At 46.3% G+C, this 22,102-nt stretch carries 16 protein-coding genes; 12 read left to right on the forward strand and 4 right to left on the reverse strand.

From position 1 onward, the window contains the following. Nucleotides 1–6: 6 nt before the first annotated feature. Genes OI18_RS13040 through OI18_RS13050 form a run of 3 tightly spaced genes read right to left on the reverse strand, consistent with a single transcriptional unit; the run spans nucleotide 7 to nucleotide 3,110 of the window. On the reverse strand, nucleotides 7–1,074 hold the full coding sequence (locus OI18_RS13040; protein WP_039140437.1) for an efflux RND transporter periplasmic adaptor subunit: 1,068 nt from the start codon (nucleotides 1,072–1,074) through the stop codon (nucleotides 7–9). A gap of 7 nt (nucleotides 1,075–1,081) precedes the next feature. Further along, complete coding sequence (locus OI18_RS13045) at nucleotides 1,082–2,464, reverse strand: TolC family protein (RefSeq protein ID WP_039140439.1); 1,383 nt, start codon at nucleotides 2,462–2,464, stop codon at nucleotides 1,082–1,084. Between the two features lie 25 nt (nucleotides 2,465–2,489). Beyond that, on the reverse strand, nucleotides 2,490–3,110 hold the full coding sequence (locus tag OI18_RS13050) for a TetR/AcrR family transcriptional regulator (RefSeq protein ID WP_039140441.1): 621 nt from the start codon (nucleotides 3,108–3,110) through the stop codon (nucleotides 2,490–2,492). A gap of 137 nt (nucleotides 3,111–3,247) precedes the next feature. Between OI18_RS13050 and OI18_RS23810 the strand changes: the two genes are divergently transcribed. The 6 genes from OI18_RS23810 (at nucleotide 3,248) to OI18_RS24700 (ending at nucleotide 13,942) form a co-directional block, all read left to right on the forward strand. After that, nucleotides 3,248–3,847: a TetR/AcrR family transcriptional regulator gene (locus OI18_RS23810; protein WP_160290231.1), complete on the forward strand. Its 600-nt coding sequence runs from the start codon at nucleotides 3,248–3,250 to the stop codon at nucleotides 3,845–3,847. Nucleotides 3,848–3,922: 75 nt separating this feature from the next. After that, on the forward strand, nucleotides 3,923–6,631 hold the full coding sequence (locus tag OI18_RS13060) for a GH116 family glycosyl-hydrolase (protein ID WP_240312771.1): 2,709 nt from the start codon (nucleotides 3,923–3,925) through the stop codon (nucleotides 6,629–6,631). A gap of 248 nt (nucleotides 6,632–6,879) precedes the next feature. Then, nucleotides 6,880–9,861, forward strand: a complete 2,982-nt coding sequence (locus OI18_RS13065; RefSeq protein ID WP_082037960.1) for a SusC/RagA family TonB-linked outer membrane protein — start codon at nucleotides 6,880–6,882, stop codon at nucleotides 9,859–9,861. Between the two features lie 11 nt (nucleotides 9,862–9,872). Further along, on the forward strand, nucleotides 9,873–11,561 hold the full coding sequence (locus OI18_RS13070; RefSeq protein WP_039140877.1) for a RagB/SusD family nutrient uptake outer membrane protein: 1,689 nt from the start codon (nucleotides 9,873–9,875) through the stop codon (nucleotides 11,559–11,561). Nucleotides 11,562–11,580: 19 nt separating this feature from the next. After that, a complete protein-coding gene (locus OI18_RS13075) occupies nucleotides 11,581–13,404 on the forward strand; it encodes an alkaline phosphatase (RefSeq protein WP_072039009.1) in 1,824 nt (607 codons plus the stop codon). A 136-nt stretch (nucleotides 13,405–13,540) separates the two neighbouring features. Next, entirely contained in the window at nucleotides 13,541–13,942 is a 402-nt protein-coding gene (locus OI18_RS24700; protein ID WP_160290232.1) for a LytR/AlgR family response regulator transcription factor, read from the forward strand. A gap of 17 nt (nucleotides 13,943–13,959) precedes the next feature. Here OI18_RS24700 and OI18_RS13085 read toward each other — a convergent pair whose 3' ends face one another. After that, nucleotides 13,960–15,849, reverse strand: coding sequence for a T9SS type A sorting domain-containing protein (locus OI18_RS13085; RefSeq protein ID WP_082037962.1), 1,890 nt, complete (start codon nucleotides 15,847–15,849; stop codon nucleotides 13,960–13,962). 296 nt (nucleotides 15,850–16,145) lie between these two features. On the opposite strand from OI18_RS13085, the gene OI18_RS13090 reads away from it, so the two are divergent. The 6 genes from OI18_RS13090 to OI18_RS13115 all read left to right on the forward strand — a co-directional run bounded on the left by OI18_RS13090 (nucleotide 16,146) and on the right by OI18_RS13115 (nucleotide 21,948). Beyond that, the gene (locus tag OI18_RS13090; protein ID WP_152616818.1) at nucleotides 16,146–16,943 is read left to right on the forward strand and encodes a hypothetical protein; all 798 of its coding nucleotides are present in this window, start codon (nucleotides 16,146–16,148) and stop codon (nucleotides 16,941–16,943) included. Nucleotides 16,944–17,053: 110 nt separating this feature from the next. Continuing rightward, on the forward strand, nucleotides 17,054–18,583 hold the full coding sequence (locus tag OI18_RS13095; RefSeq protein ID WP_039140451.1) for a hypothetical protein: 1,530 nt from the start codon (nucleotides 17,054–17,056) through the stop codon (nucleotides 18,581–18,583). A gap of 69 nt (nucleotides 18,584–18,652) precedes the next feature. Continuing rightward, a complete protein-coding gene (locus OI18_RS13100; RefSeq protein WP_039140452.1) occupies nucleotides 18,653–19,240 on the forward strand; it encodes a Crp/Fnr family transcriptional regulator in 588 nt (195 codons plus the stop codon). Between the two features lie 92 nt (nucleotides 19,241–19,332). After that, nucleotides 19,333–19,776 (forward strand): carboxymuconolactone decarboxylase family protein, encoded by a 444-nt coding sequence (locus OI18_RS13105; protein WP_039140454.1) that lies wholly within the window; start codon nucleotides 19,333–19,335, stop codon nucleotides 19,774–19,776. Between the two features lie 167 nt (nucleotides 19,777–19,943). Beyond that, complete coding sequence (locus OI18_RS13110; protein WP_039140455.1) at nucleotides 19,944–20,528, forward strand: TetR/AcrR family transcriptional regulator; 585 nt, start codon at nucleotides 19,944–19,946, stop codon at nucleotides 20,526–20,528. A gap of 211 nt (nucleotides 20,529–20,739) precedes the next feature. Then, nucleotides 20,740–21,948, forward strand: a complete 1,209-nt coding sequence (locus tag OI18_RS13115) for an epoxide hydrolase family protein (protein ID WP_039140458.1) — start codon at nucleotides 20,740–20,742, stop codon at nucleotides 21,946–21,948. Nucleotides 21,949–22,102 lie beyond the last annotated feature (154 nt).

A 22,102-nucleotide genomic window follows, 5' to 3' on the forward strand; every position in this document is an offset into this window, starting at 1 on the left:
TTTTTTTTACTGAATAATGTTCACCTTGCTGCCATCAACCAGGTTGATCTGGCCACTGGTAATTACGGGTGTTCCTTTGCTGATGCCTTCAAGCACTTCAACTTTATCGCCAATAACCCGGCCTGGTATAACTGATTTCAAGCGGGCGACACCATTCTCGGGTACAAATACCTGGCGGCTGTTTACACTTCCGACAAAGGCGGTACGCGGGATCATGGTTGTCGCGGCCTGGTTCGGGAAATCGAATACTGCGGTTCCATACATTCCTGCCCTCAACTGGTTGCCGGCATTATTGGTAATGATGATCTCTACGGGGAAGTTGAGAGCAGCGTCTGCTTTAGGGGCAATAAAACTGATCTTCCCATTAAATAATTTGTCTGGGAATACACTTGCTTTCACTTTTACCTGCTGACTTGTCTGCAGGTTTGCAACCTGCGCTTCGTTAACCATCACCATCAGTTTCAGTGAGGAAACGTTGACGATATCGAAAAGTGCTGTTCCCGGTGAAACTACAGTTCCCGGTTCAATGTGCCGCTTGTTTACCACCCCGCTGATCGTTGCACGAATACTGGCATCGCCCAGGTTAATCCGCGCCTGGTCCAGTTTCGCTTTCGTGTTTTCCAGTCCAAGCCGTGCCTGGTCCAGTTGCTGCTGGGTTACACCGCCGGTTTTAAAAGCATTCTCATAGCGTTGCAGATCAGCCTGGGCTGTCTGGAAGTTGGCTTCAGCATTCCGCATGTCGACAGAGAGCTGGTCAACCCGGATCGTGGCAACGGTTTGCCCTTTCTGTACATAACTTCCTTCATCAACCAATACCTGTACAATGCGACCGGATTTTTCCGAGGCGAGACTAAGCTCCTGGGCGGGAGTGAAAGTGCCGTTTGAAATTACATCCAGGCTGGGCACTTCCCAGGTAGCTGCCGTAACCCTTACAGCAACCGCAGCATTTGACTGCGCAACGATCTTTGTTTTTTCTTCTGACTTTTTCTTATTATTTGAAAGCACTTTGGCTATTGCTCCCAGTGAGACAATTATTACGGCAATGGTTATTCCGATCGTGATGACTTTTTTCATCGTACTGTTAGTTTAAAAGTGTTTTTAAGTTTCCCTGTGCCTTGATAAGCTGGATCTCAGCGATCCGGTAATCAAGAAGTGCGGCTGAATAATTGTTTTGTGCTGAGGTCAGGGAGCTTTCTGCGTCGAGCAGGTCGGTAAGCGGCGCAAGTCCCTGGTGATAGTTGTTCATACTGTTTGAATACACTTCTTCGGCAAGAGCTACATTCTCTTCCTGGTTGTGTAAGGTGATGATGCTGTTCTGTAACTGCGTTTTCGCATTCTGGTAAGTCAGGTTGAGTGAGAGTTCTGCATCTTTGAGGTCCTCCCTTGCTTTCTGGATCTCTATATTTGACTGCCTCACTTTCGAGCGGGTAGCAAACCCGTTAAACAGTGGGACCTTAAGGCTTAAGCCGACTGTCGCATAGTCGAACCAATTGGCACCGTTTCCCCCGCTCTTCCCGATCGGGAATGATTGTCCGAGTCCCTGGTAGCCATAGTTTCCTGAAAGCGACAGCGAAGGATAGTTTGCTGCCTTGTTGGCTTCTTTCTGTAACTCGAGCAATTCCTCTTTTTTCTTGAGGGCCTTGTAATCCGTCAGCTTCCTGATATCAGGTACCGGGTCTATTGATGCCAATTGCGGTTTAATACTGTCCAGTTGCGTAGCGGGTATATGGATAGCAGTTTCGATAGGCATTCCCATATAAAATTTCAGCATGTTCTCCTGCAATTGCACGGCATTGATCAGGCGCTGCCGTTGTGCCTGGATATTGGAGAGACTGACCTTAGTCCTGTCGAGATCAATTTTCTTCGCCAGCCCGTTTTTATATTGTCCTTCAATAATTGAAATCAACCGGGTGGTGGATGCCAGGTTACTGTCCACCACAACCAGCTGCTGCCGCTGTACCAGCACCTGGTAATATTGTGTCGCCACCTGTTCGATTACCTGTTCATCGGTTAAACCCGACAGGATTTTATAATATTCTTTTGTCGTTTTTGCAGCCTTCAATGCGGTAAAAACAGATTTGTCCAGTACCGTTTGGGATAACGAGACAGAGGCACCACTATTCCATTTCTGTCCAAAGGGAATCAGTAATGTTGTGCCGGGTTGTCCTGCCAGTTCGCCGGGAACTGCGCTCAGCTGTAAGATAGGATTGTACGTCAGGTTACCATTTGCATTCACCTGGGGCAATGCCCTGGATTTTGCCTCGTCAATGATGTTCTGGCTGTTTTCTTCATCGAGCCTTGCTTTCACGGCTGTGGATTTGTTTTGCAGCGCGTGTTGCAGGGCGTCTTTCAACAGGAGTGGTGCCGGTTTGTCTTGTGACCACGCTGCCGTAAAGATGCTGACACCTGCCAACAGCAAGACCAGGTGTTTGCTTAGACTTCGAAGCAATGGGAAATGTGTCATGTGATTTGTTAGACTATTTGGGTGTTTAATGCTCTGTAAGTTCCTGGTGCAGTTCCGCGATGGCTCCAGGCGCAATGATGCCGAAGAGGAAGAGGCGTATCGACTGCCGGAAAACCTCATCCTTAGGGTAAGTACATACCTGTTCGGAAGCCAGTTTAAAATCCGCGCGCAGATGCCGGTCCATGATGGCGACTACGAGCGGCGGCTGCAGGTCTTCCCGGAAGACACCGCTCTTTATTCCTTGCGTTAGGGCGGGTTCTAGTTTCTGATTAAATACGAGGCTTATTGCACTTTCCAGCGAGCTGTGTTCCAGCGGGTAATGCTTTTGCAGGTCGGAAAAGAAAAGGGGACTTATCTTCTTGCAGAAATGAATATTCGCTTCCATGAAGCCCACCAACTTTTGAAGCTGACCCGCACTACTGGCGGCTGCTGCCGCAACCGCCTTTTCATAGTTTTCCGCAACCAGCCCGGAAACGTATTGTACCAGCTCATGGCGGGAGTTAAAAAAACGGTATAGTGTCTTTTTGGAAACCGCCAGCCGCGCCGCGATGTCATCCATCGTGAAAAAGCTGATACCCTGGGTAGTAAACATGTTGTAAGCAGCGTCCAGGATCAATTCGTCAACTTTTCGACTATTTCGGTTCATTAGTCAAAAGTATAATGACTTTTCGACTATATGGTATAAAAAGTCAGTTTTTAATGTTAATAGATCGTGAATTCCCTATGATTCCGGCAGAAGAATTATTTCTTATTTTTGGACCAAATGCATTAAATCGACCAGATATGTCGAATAGTCAAATAGAAAAGGACCCTATGCGGGAAGAAATCCTGAATGGTGCCAGGATTTTGTTTGAGCGGTTCGGGTTCAAAAAGACCACGATGGAAGATATTGCAAAGCAGATAGGGAAATCTAAGAGTGCTTTATATTATTACTACAAAACCAAGGAAGACATATTTGAGGCTGTAGTCCTGCACGACATCGATACGCAGCAGGCAGTTGCGGTAAAAGCAGTAGAAGAGGAAGCTTCGGCCCCCGGTAAATTCCGTGTATTGTTTACCACGTTGTTGAAGGATGTGACCGAGAAAGCTACCAGGTTTTCTTTTTTCAGGTCTGATATCACTGAAAATCCATTTCTCCTTACCAATATTATCAAACGTCGAGACAGCGTGATCGAGGAGCAGATCAAAGACATCTTGATTGTGGGCATCAGCCGGCATGAAGTAAGGATGATGAACAATGCCGAAATCTCCCTTTGGTCCAAAATGGTGAACCTGACCATGCGGGGCCTGGGCACTAAAATGTTCCTGGAAGACGAACATTTTTCCGAAAGCCAGCTTGAGTTTCTCGCAGATACTTTATTTAAGGGAGTGATGGTTGCATAGTTTACGCAAACAATTTCTTTCCGGTGATCATGATCATTTGACTAATTTGTCTCAGGATCAAAAGTCTTCTTCATCGTGAAAGATCTGTCGCGTCGTAAATTTCTCCGGAATGGCAGCCTGGGGTCTGCATCGCTTTTACTATTCAACCTGCCTGCCTGGGCAAGGGAAATTACATCATTTATTGCCGAAGGACAGTTTGCTGTACACAACATTCCGGCCGATAAAAACCTCGACCCCGCATGGGTTCGGTCCTTATACAAGCGAACCATTCCCTCTACCTATTTTAAGTCGCTGAATGAATTGAAATTTATCGGTATGCCCGCAGGCGGACTTCATGCAGGTACGGTTTACCTTGGTGGAGATGGACGCCTTTGGTTGTGGGGAATTTACAATGATTCGCGTGAAGGTGTAGATCCCAAAACCGTTTTATGGAATGATGGCACCCGTGAAGTAAGTGTACGAAATCGTGATGGAGCCAATTACGTAGAACCAACTTTAGCGGCAAACCGGCGTGTGCTCGAACAGGGCTTTGCCATAAGCTTTGATTTCAATTGGAAAAAGATCACCAGGGAATTAAAAGAGGAGGATTGGGACGAAATAAAATTTGAAGCCAGCTATCCACAGGCGACGATCCGCTACATATCAAAAGGTTTACCGGTCGAAGTGGTGGTAAAAGCCGGTGCTATTTTCATTCCCCTTGATGCTGATAACTCTGCTTTACCGGCCACAGTGTTTTCTATCAATGTACAAAATCGTTCAACGAAACGATTAACTGTATCTATAGGAGGCTGGTTTGAAAACGGTGCGAATAAGATAACAGCAAAAGATGCGGACGGTATGCGTCAGAATGTTGCTTCCAGGCATAACGGTTTCGCCAGTATCAAAGGTCAGTTTCTTGCAGCAAAACCTGATGCATCGTCGCAGCGCGATTCGGGAACAACCTGTATAACCTGCATGGGCAAAGATGTACTTATCAACACATCCGCAACCCCCTGGCCGGTAACAACTGAATTTTTTACTGCAACAAGTGAAAGTCCTGCCGAAGCAAATCCAAATGAAAAACTGGTTAGCAGCCTTGTGACGAACAACTTTGTTGAACCAGGTGCAGGTACTGAAACGAATTTTATCCTGAGTTGGCATTTCAATCACCCGCTTTTAAAACTTGACAAACTGCCTGAAACCCAACAGGGATACTATTACGGCAAACGGTTCAGGGACGCTGCTGAGGTGGGTGCATACATTGCAGCCAATTTCAAAAAACTCCATGGTAATACCCTGTTGTGGCAGAAAACGTATTACGATTCCACATTGCCGCACTGGTTTCTTGAACGATGCCTCCTGAACATCGGAACACTTGCGACCGCGAATACCTATCGTTTTGCAAACGACCGTTTCTGGGGATGGGAAGGTGTAAATGCATGCGAAGGAACCTGCACCCACGTTTGGCAGTATGCGCAGACGATGGGCAGGATCTTTCCTTCCCTCGAACGTGATGCACGGCAACGGACAGATCTTGGAATCGCCCTTCAGCAGGATGGCGGCATAATATTCAGGGCCGAATATGAAAGCCGTCCCGCTATTGATGGCCAGGCTGGTACTCTGCTCCGTATCTATCGCGAGCACCAGGTGAGTGCCGACGATCATTTTCTTAAAACAAACTGGCCCAATGTGAAACGTGCCGCAATTTTTATGCTAGCGCAGGATAAAAATGGTGATGGCATGACAGATACTCCCATGGAAAATACGCTCGATGCAGTTTGGGAAGGTGAAATAGCGTGGATTGTGGGCCTTTGCATTGCCGCCGCCAAAGCCACACAATATATGGCGGAAGAAGTTGGCGACATGGCATTTGCCGATCAATGCCGTGAATATGTTGAGAAAGGAAACAGGAACATGGCGGAGAAGCTTTTTAATGGCGAATATTTCATCCATAGGCCTGATGGAGTGCTGGGAAAAAAGAAGCTTGGCTCTTATAACACCTGCCATATAGACCAGGTGTATGGTCAGAGCTGGGCATGGCAGGTCGGACTTGGCAGGCTTTGGGATAGAGAGAAAACCCTCTCTGCACTTCGCTCATTATGGAAGTACAATTTTGCGCCTGATGTTGGTCCTTATATTAAAACTCATACCGGCGGACGGCCATACGCGCTTGCAGGTGAAGCAGGGATGGTGATGAATACTAATCCCAAAAACGAGCCCTTTGCATATGGTGAAAACATGACCTGGCAACTGGGTTATTTTCATGAATGCATGAGTGGTTTCGAACACCAGGTGGCGTCTCACCTGATGGCCGAAGGGATGACGGATGAAGCGCTTATACTGACAAGGGCTATCCATGACCGTTACCATGCGGCAAAACGTAACCCCTATAATGAGATCGAGTGCAGTGATCATTATGCACGTGCAATGGCCAGTTATGGCACTTTCATTTCCGCCTGTGGCTTCGAATATCATGGTCCAAATGGCTATATACGTTTCGCGCCGAAATGGTCCGCTGACAATTTCAAAGCTCCCTTCACCGCAGCTGAAGGCTGGGGCTCCTATTCACAAAAAAGGCTGGGTAATTCACAGGTTCACACTATCGAAGTGAAATATGGCATTCTTCAGTTGTCTGAATTGGGATTTGACTGGAAAGTTGGTTTGCCACCACGCAAATCTGTTGTTACCGCCGGGAATGAACAGATCGCTCATGAACTCAGTATCTCAGGCACCGCTATCAGGATTAAGCTTTCACGGAAGGTGGTGGTAAAAGCCGGTCTTCAAATGATTATCTCCATAAATTAAGATCAGCCCTGGAGACTTACGTCAATAAGCAGCCGAAATTCAGCCGGCCAGATAATTTATGTCTGCGATTTTTTGGTTTTTTAGTTAATTTTTTTATCTTTTGTGATTACTACGACCTGCCAGGGTATCGCTTTCATATTCACATTAGAGTAACCAAATCGTAACATAAGGGTAATGCTTTGTCCCCATGCTGCATTGCTACGCGGGATAGTTTTGCCCCTTCAAAAACCAAACATCAATTACTGCTTATGAAAAGTTTGCTTTTTTGCATGCTGTTTTGTTGTTGCCTGCCGTTTGCAAGAGCCCAGGAAACACAGCAGTCCATTTCCGGCATTGTCCGGAATGAAGCCGGTGAGCCATTGGAAGGCGTGAGTATCCGCGCTGAGAACACCGGCAGTGGTACTGTCGTCACGACCACTTCCAACAACAAAGGTGTATTTACTTTCAGCCGGCTGCCAAATGGACCTTACCGGCTTACCTTCACCCATATCGGGTTCACCGACAGGGTCGAAAATTATGTCCTAAACGACAGGTCAATTTCATCACTGGCAGTAGGGTTGCAGCGTGGCGCGTCTATAGCTGGTGACGAGGTTGTTGTAGTAGGTTACGGTCGCGCCAGCAAACGAGACCTGACCGGTTCAGTAAAATCAATAAAGGCCGCCGACTTCAACCGCGGGATCATCAACTCGCCACAGGACCTGTTACAGGGAAAGATCTCGGGCGTGAATGTTACTTCAACGAGTGGTGAACCTGGCGGTCTTCAAAGCATCACAGTCAGAGGCCCCGGGGGAATCCGGACAAGTAATACTCCTTTGTTTGTAGTGGACGGCATTCCACTCGATAATTCTTCGCCTGGGGGTGCAACAAACCCATTGAATTTCCTGAACCCGCAGGACATTGAGTCGATTGACGTATTAAAAGATGCCTCTGCAACTGCGATTTATGGATCAAGGGGTGCAAACGGCGTAGTGCTGATTACTACCAGGAAGGGCAAAGCAGGATTCAATAATCTCGCTTATAATTTCAGTGGTGGCTTCAGTAAGCTGGCCCGCAAACTACCTGTCTTCAACGCGGCTGATTACAAGCGTGAAGTAGCCGCACTTGGCGGTGAAGTAGAAGACTTTGGTGGTTCTACCGACTGGCAGGATGAAGTTACCCGCACTGCCTTTACGCAAAACCATAATCTTGCTCTCTCGGGTGGCAATGACAGGCTTACCTATTATGGTTCATTCGGAATGCAACAGCAGGAAGGTGTGCTGAAAGGCAATATCCTGAAGCGTTATAACGGGCGGATGAACGTTAGTCAGAAGCTGTTTGATAACCGGGTAGTAATTGACGTGAACCTGAGTGCTAATAACACGGTTAACCAGCGGCCTGATATCGCAGGGTTGATAGGCGGTTCCCTGTCCAGCAATCCTACCATTCCTGCCTATGATGAAGCCGGTAAGCCATACCAGTTCGAAAACGGGATCAACCCGCTTACCGTTCTTGACCTTGAAAAAGACCTTACTACAATTAACCGTATCCTGGGAAATGTCAGTGGCGCCGTGACCATAGTAAAAGGATTGGTGTACAAATTGAACTTTGGGGTAGATAATTCTACTTCCACCCGTGATGTACAATCCCTTCCAAACACAGTTCCGCTGCGGCAGGGCAGGTTGGCAACCCTGAACAATTATAACCGGAACTATCTTATCGAAAATTATATCACTTATTCCGGCGATCGGGGTGATCATAAGTACACCATCCTCGGCGGACATTCTTACCAGAAGGTCTACCTGCAGGGTCGTGGTACAAGCATTAATAATTTCCCGATCGGTGGCGTTGAACCGATTTATAACCCGGGAACAGGATTGGAACTTACACTGGCGAATAACAGGCCCTTCGGTTATGCAGAGATCAATGAACTGCAATCCTTTTATTCGAGGCTTAACTACCAGTTCCGAAATAAGTACCTGTTCACTGCTTCATTGCGCGCAGATGGTTCTTCCAAGTTCGGTGACAATAACAAGTATGGTTACTTCCCATCATTTTCTGCTGCATGGATAGCTTCCAAAGAAGATTTCCTCAGTAACTCGATCTTCAGCAACCTGAAGCTCCGGGCAGGGTGGGGACAAACCGGTAACCAGGAGATCCCGGCGAAAATCACCCAGGCATTGTTTACTGTTTCGGCCGGTACAAGCTACCCGCTTTATCCTGCAGGAGCATATCCCCCGGGAGCCAGTTATACGAGGCTGGCAAATCCCGATCTTCAATGGGAAGTGTCCAGGCAGACAGACGTTGGCGTTGATTTCGAGATACTCAATGGAGCATTAAGCGGAACAGTGGATTACTTCAGGAAAGTGACTGATGATATCCTGCTCCTGGTGATTCCGGCAGATCCCGTTCAGCCAGCACCCACCGTTTGGAACAACGTGCCGGATATGACCATTACCAACCAGGGACTTGAGTTTGATCTCCAATACCGTGGCAGGGCGGGAAAGGACTTCTCTTATAGCATCGGTGGTAACTTAACCTTAATCAAAAACCGGGTGGAAAATTCACCATACTCAGTAATTCCATCGGGTTCTGCGTCCGGGGCAGGACTTACTTCAGCTACCATCAACGGTTATGTAAATGGGGAACCCATTGGTACCTTCTATATGCAGCGATTCACCGGGTTCGATGAAAACGGGTTGAGCACATATGAAGATGTAACCAAAGATGGTATTGTGAATGACAAGGATCGGCTTGCTTTGGGGTCAGCACTGCCTACGCGGACATACAATCTCTTCCTGAACATGGCATACAAAGGGTTTGACCTCTCGGCCAATTTCAACGGTGTAGCGGGTAATAAGGTTTATGACAATACCGCCAATGCGGGCTTTTATAAACTCCTCCTTTCCAAAAGCGTAAACACTACACCCGAAGCCATTAAATATCCCGAGGAAGCTGTGACTAATGCTGCTCCCGTTTCATCCAGGTTCCTGAAAGATGGGAAATATTTCCGCTTTAATAACCTTACTGTCGGGTATAATTTCAATACCATGAAACTTGGCATCAGTAAGGCGATCACGGCTATGCGCCTCTCGCTTACCGGCCAGAATCTCTTTGTGAGCACACCGTATAACGGGTATGATCCCGAAGTAAATACAGATCGTGCGATCGAGAGTGCATTATCATATGGAATCGATTATTTAAGTTATCCCAAGGCCCGCACATTCCTGCTTGGCTTTAATGTAACCTTTTAATGTGTACTGAAATGAAAAAACAACTATTCATATCAATAGCCGCATTTGGCATTTTACTGTCAACCGGATGCACGAAGCTGAATGAAACTGTATTGGATGAATCATCTGCAGGTGGACTGACCGATAAGCAGGCCGCAGAAAGTATGATCGTCCCGGTATATGCAACACTTCCCAATCTTTTCACCCATACCAACTATTTTGCCTTAAATGAAATCTCAACCGATGAAGCTATCCTGCCATATCGCGGGGGAACGGATTGGGGTGATAACGGGATCTATATTGCCATGCACACACATAATTATACAAGTACTGATCCTAACCTGCGCAATACCTGGAACCTGATTTTCCAGGGGATTTCCCGGTCACTTACGGCTATTACGACATTGCCAGGAATAAATGACGCGTCTGCAAAAACTTTCCTGGCAGAAGCAAGGGCGATGCGGGCCTACTATTCTATGCTGACCCTTGATATGTTCGGACTGATCTTTGTTAAAGAAGATCCTACTGCTTTATCGGAGATCAAAAGGGGAAGTGAAGCTTACGATTATATCCTTAATGAATTCCTTGCTGCGGAGCCAGACCTTTCGAGCGATGTGACACATGGACGCATGTCAAAGCAGGCGGTATGGGGACTGCTGGCACGACTGTACCTCAATGCTGCTGTATATAAGAATTTATATGCAGGGCAGTTCACTTTTGCTGGCGAGGATATGGACAAAGTGATCGAGTACTGCGACAAAGTGATCAATTCAGGGCGCTATGAATTGTCGCCGGAGTATTTTGCGATCTTCAACGATAACAACGACACCAATAAAGAAATTGTGTTCGCCGTTGACCAGCGTGCTGACCTGAACGGGCACAACCGGATGGCATATTTTTCCTTATCGGGCGACCAGTTCCCGTTACCTGAATTTGTAGGCGCTAACGGAACGGATGGTCCGGCAATCACTCCCGATTATTATCGTACCTGGGAAAATGCCTATGCGCCGGAAGATCCGAAAGTGGACCCAAGGTTCTACAAGGAGAACCTTTCTATTTATTCCAACGCCAATGACACCTGTGTTCCGGCAGCGAATTTTTATATCAATCGTGGAATATTACGTGGACAGCAATATGGCTTGATCCGCCGTAATGGCGTGTTTCTGAAATGTGCGAACGGTAATATGCTTGTCGGCAAGCTTTTCCATGATACACGCAACCGCCCTACTCTGCCGGTTGATTTTACCGAGAAAGTTGATTTTTCAGTAGAAGGGAGTAATTATCCTTCCGGTTACCGCGTAGAGAAATATGAATTCAGCCGCAAGTCTGCCAGCGGGCGGAACTTCGGCGAAGCAAATATTGTGATAGTTCGGTTGGCTGACATTTACCTGATGCGTGCTGAAGCGAAACTTCGTAAGAGCGGCGATGCGGCAGGGGCATTGGCAGATGTAAACCTGGTGAGAGCATCACGTACAGCGAGAACGCCGGCACCACCTGCACTTTCCAACATGGACCTGGATCTTCTTTTCCGTGAAAGGGGTTTTGAATTGTATTGGGAAATGCTGCGTCGTTCGGATATGATCCGCTTCGGAAAGTACGAAGGCACCTGGACTGAAAAAACAGATGCGAATCCACAAAAAAGAATTTTCCCGATTCCGCAGACTGCAATTGACGCAGCGAGCAATCTTCCCGGTTATCTTGTGCAAAATCCCGGTTACTAGTAATTACAAACAATAAAAGATGACGTTGAAAACCCGTATTTGTCTCGCCGTGATAAGCCTGTTTTTTCAAGATCTGTCGTGGGCACAAACCGCGAATGTAAAAGCGCAGGAATATCACGGCGGGCATACCGGTTATACTACCGGTAATGCCCATTCGCATAACGACTATGAGCGGCCATTCGCTTTCTGGACTTCCTGGAACCAGGGTTTCGGTTCAATTGAAGCAGATATTTTTCTCGAAGGAGAGGAGCTGCTTGTGGCTCATGATAAAGCGCAGCTTGCGGGGAAACGGACACTCGATTCTCTTTATCTCCGGCCGCTTGAACAATGCATCAGGAAAAATAACGGGAAGGTTTATTCCGGGAATGACCGCAGGCTGCAGCTCATGATCGACATCAAGACGGCAGCCACTCCGACCTTGCAGAAGCTTGTGGAAAAACTGAATGCATATCCTGCAATTACCTCCTGCAAGACAGTAGACATCGTGATCTCAGGTAACCGCCCTGATGCTGCCACCTTTTCCAGTTGGCCCGAATGGATCAGGTTTGATGGCGACCTAAAGCTGGAGTACAGCAAAGAAGCATTGCAAAGAATTAACATGCTGAGCGGCAATTTCAAAAATTATTCTTCCTGGAATGGCAAAGGTCGTCTGCCGGAAGCTGAAATGCGGAATTTGCAGCAACTGGTCGACAAAGCGCACAGGTTAAATAAAAAGATCCGTTTCTGGAATGCGCCTGACATGATCAATAGCTGGTATACCTATATAGATCTGGGGTTCGATTATATCAATACGGACCATGTGGAAGAACTGGGTACCTTTTTCCGCCAATTACCCGACAGGTATGTGCAGAAAATTTCGCAGCATGACGTATACCAGCCATTGCATAAAAATGATGGCAGGACTAAGAAAGTAAAGAATGTTATTCTGCTGATCGGTGACGGAACGGGACTACCACAATGGTATGCCGGCTACACTGCAAACGGTGGAAAATTGAATGTATTCAATATGCGGTACACCGGTTTGTCAAAGACCAGTTCATTCGATAATTACATCACCGATTCTGCACCAGGCGCCACTGCATTTTCCAGTGGGGAAAAAACCAACAACCGTGCAGTGGGAGTAGACCATTCGGGAAACAGGCTGATCCTGCTGCCTGAGATCCTTCAGCGGAAGCGCATAAGGAGTGGCGTTATTACATCCGGGGATATACGCGATGCGACACCTGCGTCATTTTATGCGCACCGGTCAGAAAGAAGCGACTATCGTGGTATCGCCAATGACCTGGTACAATCACACCTCAGCCTGCTGATGGGATCGGGGAAGCTTGAAATCCCGACCCTCGATAGCATTAAATCGTTAAATAAAAACCTGAAACTGGAGACAGATGAAGTTGCTGGTCGTCCGGCTGCCGAAAGGAACGGGTGGGCAGGCAATGCATTTGATTCGGCAGTCGCTTTACTCTCGACAGGAAATGAAGGTTTTTTCCTGGTTGTGGAAGGTGCACAGATTGACCATGGCGGACACGCGAACAAACTGCCTTACCTGGTGGCTGAAGTACTGGACTTTGATAAGGTTATCGGTAAAGCGATGTCATTTGCCGATACGAATGGCGAAACCCTGGTGATCGTAACGGCAGATCATGAGACCGGAGGTTTGACCCTGACAGCAGGTGATATCGGGAGGGCTGTAGTAGGCGGGCAATTTTCAACATCGGATCATACTGCGATTCCTGTGCCTGTCTTTGCTTATGGACCAGGGGCAAATCTCTTTACAGGTGTTTTTGAGAATACGGCAATCTTCAAATTTATCCTGCAGGCATTTGGTTTTCCTTCACAAAAATAGCTTCAGCCTTTTCTTAAACCAGCTTATGTTTTTTCCATGGCATAGTCCGCACATTTGTGTTGTTATCAGCCCGCTACCCACAACATATTTGAACATTGTAACGAAACAAACCTGGTCACTTTTAAAAAGAATGAAAATGGAATCGCTGGCAAAATCACATTATGACACTTATGGTGAGCATGCAGTGCAGGAAGGAAGCAAGACAAGCTTTCTCGTGTACAAGAATCACACGTACCGAACCATTCCCACGGAAAGTGTGGCTTACTTCACACTTAAGTTTGGCGGAATCGTCCTGGTTGCAATGGACGGAAAGGAATATACCCTGAATTATTCGCTGGAGCATATCCAGCATCTGGTGTCTTCCCGGCAGTTCTTCCGCCTTAACCGGCAATACCTGGTCAACTTCTCTGCTGTTGCAGAGGCTGAACATTACTTTGCCCGTAAACTACTTGTTAAACTGATCATCCCCACTACTGAGAAGCTGCTGGTTTCAAAAGAAAAGGCAAGCAGTTTTCTGCACTGGCTGGAAAACCGTTGATCGCCGGGAATGATATACTATTGGCGTAAAAACCGGCCAGTGATCCGTGTATCACCTTTTTTGATCAGTACCAAATACGACCCGTTGGGCAGGTGGCTGGTGTTTAATTGGTATTGGTTGGAGCCGCCGCTCAGTTGCTTCGATTCTTGCGAATGATTTCTGCCGTTCATGTCAACAATTTCAATCGTAACAGATTCGGTTTTTGGATTGCTGATTACAAGGTTCAGCTGGCCCTGGCTAACGGTCGGGAAGAGCTTTTCCAGGGAGAACCTGTTGTCGCCAAATTGGACTTTCAATGCCGTACTATAAGCCGGCTCGCGGTTTTCAGCAACTGTCCTGATCCTGTAATAGCTTCCGTTCATAGGGCGCGGATCAATGAACTTATAATTTTGTTCACCGATGCCATCCGTAGGGATCTGGCCAATGACCGCATAATTCCCATTCAGGGATGAAGCCCTTTCCACCTCGAAATAACTGCTGCCCTGGGTGTTGGCGGTCCAGCTTAATTGTACTGAAGTTTGTTGCGGTACTGCCCTGAAATCTGTAAGCTTTATGGGCAATACCACACCGATCATTCCGACGCCAAACGATATTCCTGAAGATCCGATCGTTGGTATCGTCGTGCTGCGGTTAACAGTATTCAGCAGGCCATTTCCTGCACCGAATGAGGTCGTCCAGTCATTGGCTGCCGCATTAAAATAGGACATACCGATGTTGGAAGTCAGCTTCGCAAATGAAGGGCCCTCTAATGGCTCCTGCCACCCCAGGTTAATGGAAGTTGGAGTAAAGTTGGCTGAAGAAGTGACCCGCCATACAGCATCTACCAGGTTCGATTTCTGGGCATTGCTAAATGCGGTACCATTCGATTGGCCATTATTTGTCATGCCTTCGAACACAGCAATAGTCAGGGTTGGAAAAGTAAGCCATCCCCGTTGTATTGACAGGGGCAGGTAGTTGTTTGCTGTTCCGATAGGGAACTCGAGTTCGAATAAAAGGATGGAAAAGGTTTTTGTAGCTGTGCTGGATCTGCCTAACTGGATATAATTGGTTGCGGATGCGCCGCTGATGGATGCGTTCTGGTTAATTTTACCGTTTGATTCCAGGAGCCTGATAAAACTTGAGCTGGCCGACGTATTCAGGAAACTTATATCTCCATCCTGGTTCATCTCTGCATTGTTTCCTTTAAAATCGATAATGCTGTTATTCATATTCAAGGCAGCTTCCTGGTTGTACCTGGCTGTATTCCCATCGAAGTTGATGAAGCTGTTGGTGAGGGAGACAGTGCCATTACTGGTCAGCGTTACTGAATTGCCTGTAATATTTACAGTTGACGATTGAAGCGACAGGTTGCCGGTGGTAGTAAAAGTTTTGTTATTGCCGTTAAGTGTAAGTGTTCCCGAGGTAAGTCCAAAAGTCGAATTGGCACTTATGGAAAATGTATTGTTTACGGTAAAAGCGGAGCCATTAAAGGAAGCAGTAAAGTTGCCTGATGTTCCGGACCGGCGGATTTCCAGGTTATTGAAAGTCTGGTTTCCTGCTGCATATGAAGTTGTACCCGATGTATTTTCAAATATGGCTGTCGATAATGTACCCCAGTTGATACTGGTTCCGGCTGTAAATGTTACCGAATTGCTTTGCATCAGGAAGGTGAAATTCCTGCCTGGCATCGTCACATTGGAGGTGTTATTCCAGGTGTGGCCGGCCCTGATTGTAATGGTATTGTTATTGTTCAGAGAAGCGGATGATGGAGCAGTGGTTGCATTGACCCAGCTGGATCCGTTGAATGACTGCCAACTCGCTGGCGCATTGAGCCTAACAGTACCATTTGAACGGTAGTCGCCGTTGCGTTGTGCCCACGCGTATGCACACAGTAAAGTCATCAATAGGAGTACGGATGTACGTTTCATAATAGGTATTAAATCTTGATCGACGGATTGCGTCTTTGCGTAGGATTTCTGGATTGCTGGTCTTTGGATACGAAATTGGACGATTATTCTGCGATTCGGGTTCAAAGCAAATGAAATAAGTGGAAAGTATTATTCTTCCATAGGTAGTATTCGACAGAATGGCTAAAATGAACGATAAGTGTAAACGACTACGGCTCATTTGCCGCAAGCCTTTGAAATTCACGGATTGGCTATTATGTTTGCACTGCTTAATAAACCAAGGAAACCCTGACTAAACCCTGACCAAACCCTGCCTTATGAAATATTCATTGCTGGCAATAATGTTATTTGCCGCATTCCTGTCCTGCACGCCCGACAGTCCATCCGAGACTTCCGAACTCATCCCCTCCAGGTATGATACCTGTCGCATTGCTTTATTAAGACAGGGTACGGATACTGTTATCAGTATTGCCTGGAATGAAAGAGGACAGCTGGTTGAAGGCGGTAATAGGCGGTATGAATATGATATGAACAACCGGATCATCAGATCCTTTCATCCGACCCAAAAGAATGAGGTGTTTTTCTCTTATGACAACCAGGGACGCTTAGTTGGTGCCACCCATGTAAGGGACCATTCCGGCACGTTGGCTCCGGACACTACATATTACGAGTTTGAATACGAATGGTGGGAAAAAAAGCCCCGCAAGCGACACATGTATTATGATGAACGTAACGGGGGCAAGGCTGTTTGCCAGACTTACCAGTTTATGTACAATACATCCGGTGATATTGTCAATGCTATTCTGTTTCTGTCCAATGGACAGCGGGTACAGGAGATTACCTATTACCATGATACAACAAAGAATTTCCTTGGCAGCTTATCAATTGCCGACGGTTGTACAAATGATATAAACGCCGGTTGGTTCGATTACCTGGTTTCGCCCTGGAATGAACACAATATCCTGTCCGCAACAAGTGTTTCTTATGGTGGCTGGCCAGGTTCAAATGAGGTAATTACCTACAAGTATTTTTTCAACGAGAATTATGTGGACAGCATTATCATAAATGACGGCAGGCGTTTCAAGCCTGTAAGTTTAGGCTATCTCTGCAAATAGTTTTTCCATACAAATTGATTTTTTGCCTCCAAATGCTAAAATTCTGTTAAGGCGATTTTTCTACCCAACGCTTTTGTTTCCGGTGAGGGTATTACTGGAAAATAAAAACGATGAAGCAATTATCATTAAACCTTATCACCCTAGTATTAGTAACCGTTTTCAATGCCTGCAGCAAGGAAAAGATTGAAAAACCGCTGCCACAACCCGGTCAACCCGTAAATAGTTCCTTCCGCATTGTGATTGATAACCTGCCAGCTGCTGGCCAGTCACACGAAGGATTATATGCAATCGCCACCGTAACCAATGAACAGGAAGAAGCGGTAATGGCCGATCGAAAACTGCCTTTGACCTTGGATGGCAAGTACAGTTCAGCAGAACTGAAACTTCCGGCGGGTAAGTATAAGCTGACGAAATTTGTTGTTTTTGGAAAAGACAATAAGGTGATGTTTGCCGCACCGCGATTGGGCTCCGACCAGGCTGCCGGTGTACAGAAGCCGTTATCGGCTGCTTTTTCCCTGCCGACTACAGAAGTGCTGGCGGTAAAAGTGGAAGTGCTTTTCGTAATTGCCGGAGAGCAGCCTTCTCATTACGGTTACCCGGCTGGTACTTTTAACGAACAGCCTGGAGGTCCCGCACCTGACAACAATCCCAATTTCAGGATTAAACTTAAAACAGTAATCTCCAATGGGAATGTAGTATACGATAGCATTGCCTCGCTTTTAAAAATAACTACCTGGGACGAACGAAATGAATGGTCAAGCCGTGAACTGCAGCTTGAACCGGGTACCAATGATATAATCCTGCCGAAATCAGCTTTGAAGTTCAAATTCCAGGTTTGGAAATGGGGACACACCGACGAAATGACCCTGCTCCGCCAGGACCTTGATTCCAATACCGTTTATACTATCGGTGGTCGCCGTGCTGCAAAAAGGCTGAAATCTGAATTGGTATATACACTCGTATCAGGCGCCTACAAGGCCGAAAGTAAAAATGAATTCATCTACGGGCCAAACGGAAAGCTGAATAAGATCATTTACCGCTTGAAAAGAAAGGACGGAACTCCTTACATTGCCAATACCGAAGATTTCAATTATTCTGGTGACCGGGTGGAGTCAACTGTAAAGTCCGACGAATTTGGCAACTTCATCAGCTTTACTACGTTCCAGTATGATGCCCAGGGTAAATTGGTTGACATCAGGCAAACTGACAATAGCACAGGGGCAACCAGGGCTGCAGTAAGTTATCAGGCTTTGGACGGTTCATTTATGATACAGGCCAGGTATGGCTTTAGTACCGGTATGATGTTGAACAGCAACATGACTATGACCGGAGGCAATATGGTAAAATTGGAAGCCGCAACGGCAAATGGGAACAGCGAAACTGGTCTTTACCAGTACGATTTTAACATCAACCCTTATGCTAATATGGGCTGGCCGGACCTGATGTTCAGCCGGAATTCCAAAAATAATCTTACCGGTCAGCAGAAAACTTATCATGGCAGTTTTCCTACAGCAGATCCGTACAGTTTTGAATACAAATATGATGATTTCGGCTACCCGCTTGAGCTTATTAAAAGCTTTAAGTCGCCCACCACAGGCCAGCACCTGTTTACCACGAAAACAGTTTACAACTATTATTGATTCCTGTATTATGGACAGCCCGCTGAACTATTTGTTTTGCGGGCTTTTTTTTTGGAAATTGGTTGCCGGATGTCAGAAAACCTGTACAATCATATAGCTAAATTCATCCCGCTTGTCCGCGAAGATTTCGCCGAAATTATGCTGTTCTTTGACAGCCAGTCGGTAAAGAAGAAGCAAAACCTTGTAGAGGAGGGGAATGTCTGCCGGGCCAATTATTTTGTAGAGAAGGGCTGCCTGCGCATGTTTTTCCTGGATGTTGACGGAACAGAGCAGACCATCCAGTTCGCCATTGAGAATTGGTGGATGACGGATATCGAAGCATTCAATAAAGGGAAAAAAGCTGCCTTTTCGATCCAGGCTGTGGAAAACACGGAAGTGCTCGCGATCACCAAATATGAAATGGAAAGAATGCTTGGTACCTATCCTTTGATGGAAAGCTATTTCCGGCAGGTTTATGAAAGGGCTTATGCCGCTTCGCTGTTCCGTGTAAAGTATATCATGCGGTTGTCCAAGGAAGAGATTTATGACCATTTCTCTGGTAACTTTCCTGAATTTGTACAACGGATCCCGCAGAAGGTCCTGGCCTCTTTCCTGGGTATAACTCCAGAGTACCTGAGTGAGATCAGGAAGAAACGGATGACCAGGAAAACGAAATAGCTCCTTTCTTAAACCAGCTTAAGTTTTTTGCGTGGCATAATTTCCAAATTTGTGTTGTCAATAAACAATCAAATTTATAAAGTCACACAACAATGGAAAACAGAGTTAATATTCAAAATGCACAACCTGCAGCATATAAAGCAATGTATGGATTGGAAGCTTTCCTGGCTGGTACTGAACTGACCAAAACACAAAAAGAATTAATTAAGATCAGGGCGTCCCAGATCAATGGATGTGCATTCTGTATAGATATGCATACCAAGGATGCCTTGAAATATGGCGAAAGCGCCCAACGGATATTCCTGTTGAATGCCTGGCGCGAAACTGACCTGTTTACTGAAGAAGAAAAAGTTATTCTTGCGATAACTGAAGAAGTTACGCTTATTCATCAGAATGGCTTAACTGCAGCCACCTATGAAAAGGCAAAGAGATTTTTCAGTGAAGATGTAATTGCCCAGCTTATTGTAGCTGTAGTGACCATTAATGCCTGGAACAGGATAGCAATCAGCACAAATTTACCTGTTCCAAAAGGATAATGGAATTTGCAGGTATATGCACACCCGCAGAACAATTGTTCTGCGGGTTTTTTGTCAGTTGGGCTTTAACAGATTTTTTTGTTGGGTTATTTGGAATGTACGTTCCTTATATTCTAAATTTGATGGCTGGGGATACCTGTTAACTTCAAAATCTATAATTTTATATTATGCCGAAGGAAGTAATGTTTGATGAAGAAACGGCGTTGCAAAAAGCTAAGGAGTTATTCTGGCGAAAAGGTTATAACGGGACATCCATGGATGAACTGACAAAGGCCATGGGTCTGAGCCGTTCAAGCATATACAATACCTTCGGGGACAAGCAAAGTTTATTTATCCAAAGCCTGAACCACTACAAAAAAAGTCAACACGATAAGTTGATGCAGTCGCTGGTAAAATATGATTCGCCCTTGAAAAAACTACAGGCAATCTTCCGGGTATCAATAGATGAACTTATTAAAGATACGGACCGCAAAGGGTGTCTTATCGTAAACACGACGACTGAGCTGGCGAATCTGGAAAATAATATTTCCGTGTTTGCAAAAGGGAATTTGGAAGATCATGAAAAGTTTCTACAGGACCTGGTAAAAAAGGGACAGCAATCAGGTGAGATCAATAAATCAATTCCGTCACTCGCCCTGGCAAGGCATTTGTTTAATAGCCTTATTGGATTAAAAGTAATGGCTCAAACTACGGGTGACAAGAAGACATTGGATGATATAGCCAAAGTCAGCCTTTCGGTGTTGCAGAATTAAAGTCAGTATACCGCCTATATCGTTTTCCGGTTTCAGCAATCCGCAAACCCGCACGCATCCTTTCGTGCCCACGGGAAAGCGCTTACAAATCAATGCTGGTTGAGCAATGAATTAAGTCCGTCTATCCAGGCCGGTTTCCCCACCGACTGGGACAGGAATGTCTTTCGATATGTCAAGCGTTCACATTCATTAATCACTTAAATTTTGAAAAATGAAACAGGCAGAAAGCACAGCCGCTCCTGCAACGGGAGCAGACATCAGGCCATTTAAAGTGAATTTTTCCCAGGCCGAACTTGACGATTTGAAACGCCGTATCCTTGCAACAAAATTCCCGGAGAAAGAAGCAGTTAATGATTTTACTCAGGGAGTTCCACTGGCAACAATAAAAGAGCTTGCACGCTATTGGGCTTTTGACTATGATTGGCGGAAAGTGGAGGCAAAACTTAATTCGTATCCCCAGTTCATAACAGAAATTGACGGCCTGGATATTCATTTTATCCATGTTAAGTCACAACATGCAAATGCAGCTCCGCTCATTATTAACCATGGCTGGCCGGGTTCCATCATCGAGCAGCTGAAGATCATTGATCCGCTGGTCAATCCCACCGCGTATGGTGGCACTGAGGCAGATGCGTACCATGTTGTAATTCCATCCATGCCCGGTTATGGATTTTCCGGGAAACCTACCAGCACGGGCTGGGGGCCTGAGCGCATTGCCAGGGCCTGGGTAACTCTCATGAACAGGCTGGGATATGAAAAATTCTTTGTTCAGGGTGGAGACTGGGGGGCAATAATTGTCGATATTTTGGCGGCGCAATCGCCCGACAATGTGCTGGGATTGCATACCAATATGGCAAACGCGGTTCCGGCTGAACTCGACAGTGCAGCCGCTGCCGGCAAGCCTGCACCTGCCGGACTTTCAGCAGAAGAAAAAGCAGCTTACGAACAACTTAGCTTTTTCTACAAACATGTGTATTATGCATATTATATGGGTACGCGTCCGCAGACATTGGTGGGACTAACCGATTCTCCTGTCGGACTGGCAGCATTCATGATAGATCATGATCCATGGAGCCTCGAGTTGATTGCCCGTTCCTTCTCCGGTGTAAACGAAGGACTAACGCGCGATGATGTGCTGGATAATGTCACATTATTCTGGCTGACCAATACAGGAGTTTCTGCCTCACGGTTGTATTGGGAGAATAAAAACCCATTCTTTCCTCCTAAGGGAGTTAAAGTGCCTGTGGCAGTGAGCGCATTCCCGGATGAGCTTTGCCCGATGCCGAAGAGCTGGGCTGAAAAAGCATATCCCAAGCTGGTTTATTACAAAAAGCGCGACAAAGGCGGTCACTTTGCAGCATGGGAACAACCTAAAAGCATCGTAGAGGATATCCGGGCAGGTTTTAAATCGTTACGCTGATTATCGCTGATATTTGAATGACAATGGGACGTGATGAAAATGTCACGTCCCATCCGATGAGTTGCGTGCCGTGTGAGAGCATATCACGACCATAGACACCTTGTCCCGCTTTAATTATTTACCAGTATATCTACAGCCAGGTTTTACCTGGAGC

Origin of the sequence: Flavihumibacter solisilvae, assembly GCF_000814475.1 — a bacterium.
Lineage (GTDB): Bacteria > Bacteroidota > Bacteroidia > Chitinophagales > Chitinophagaceae > Flavihumibacter > Flavihumibacter solisilvae.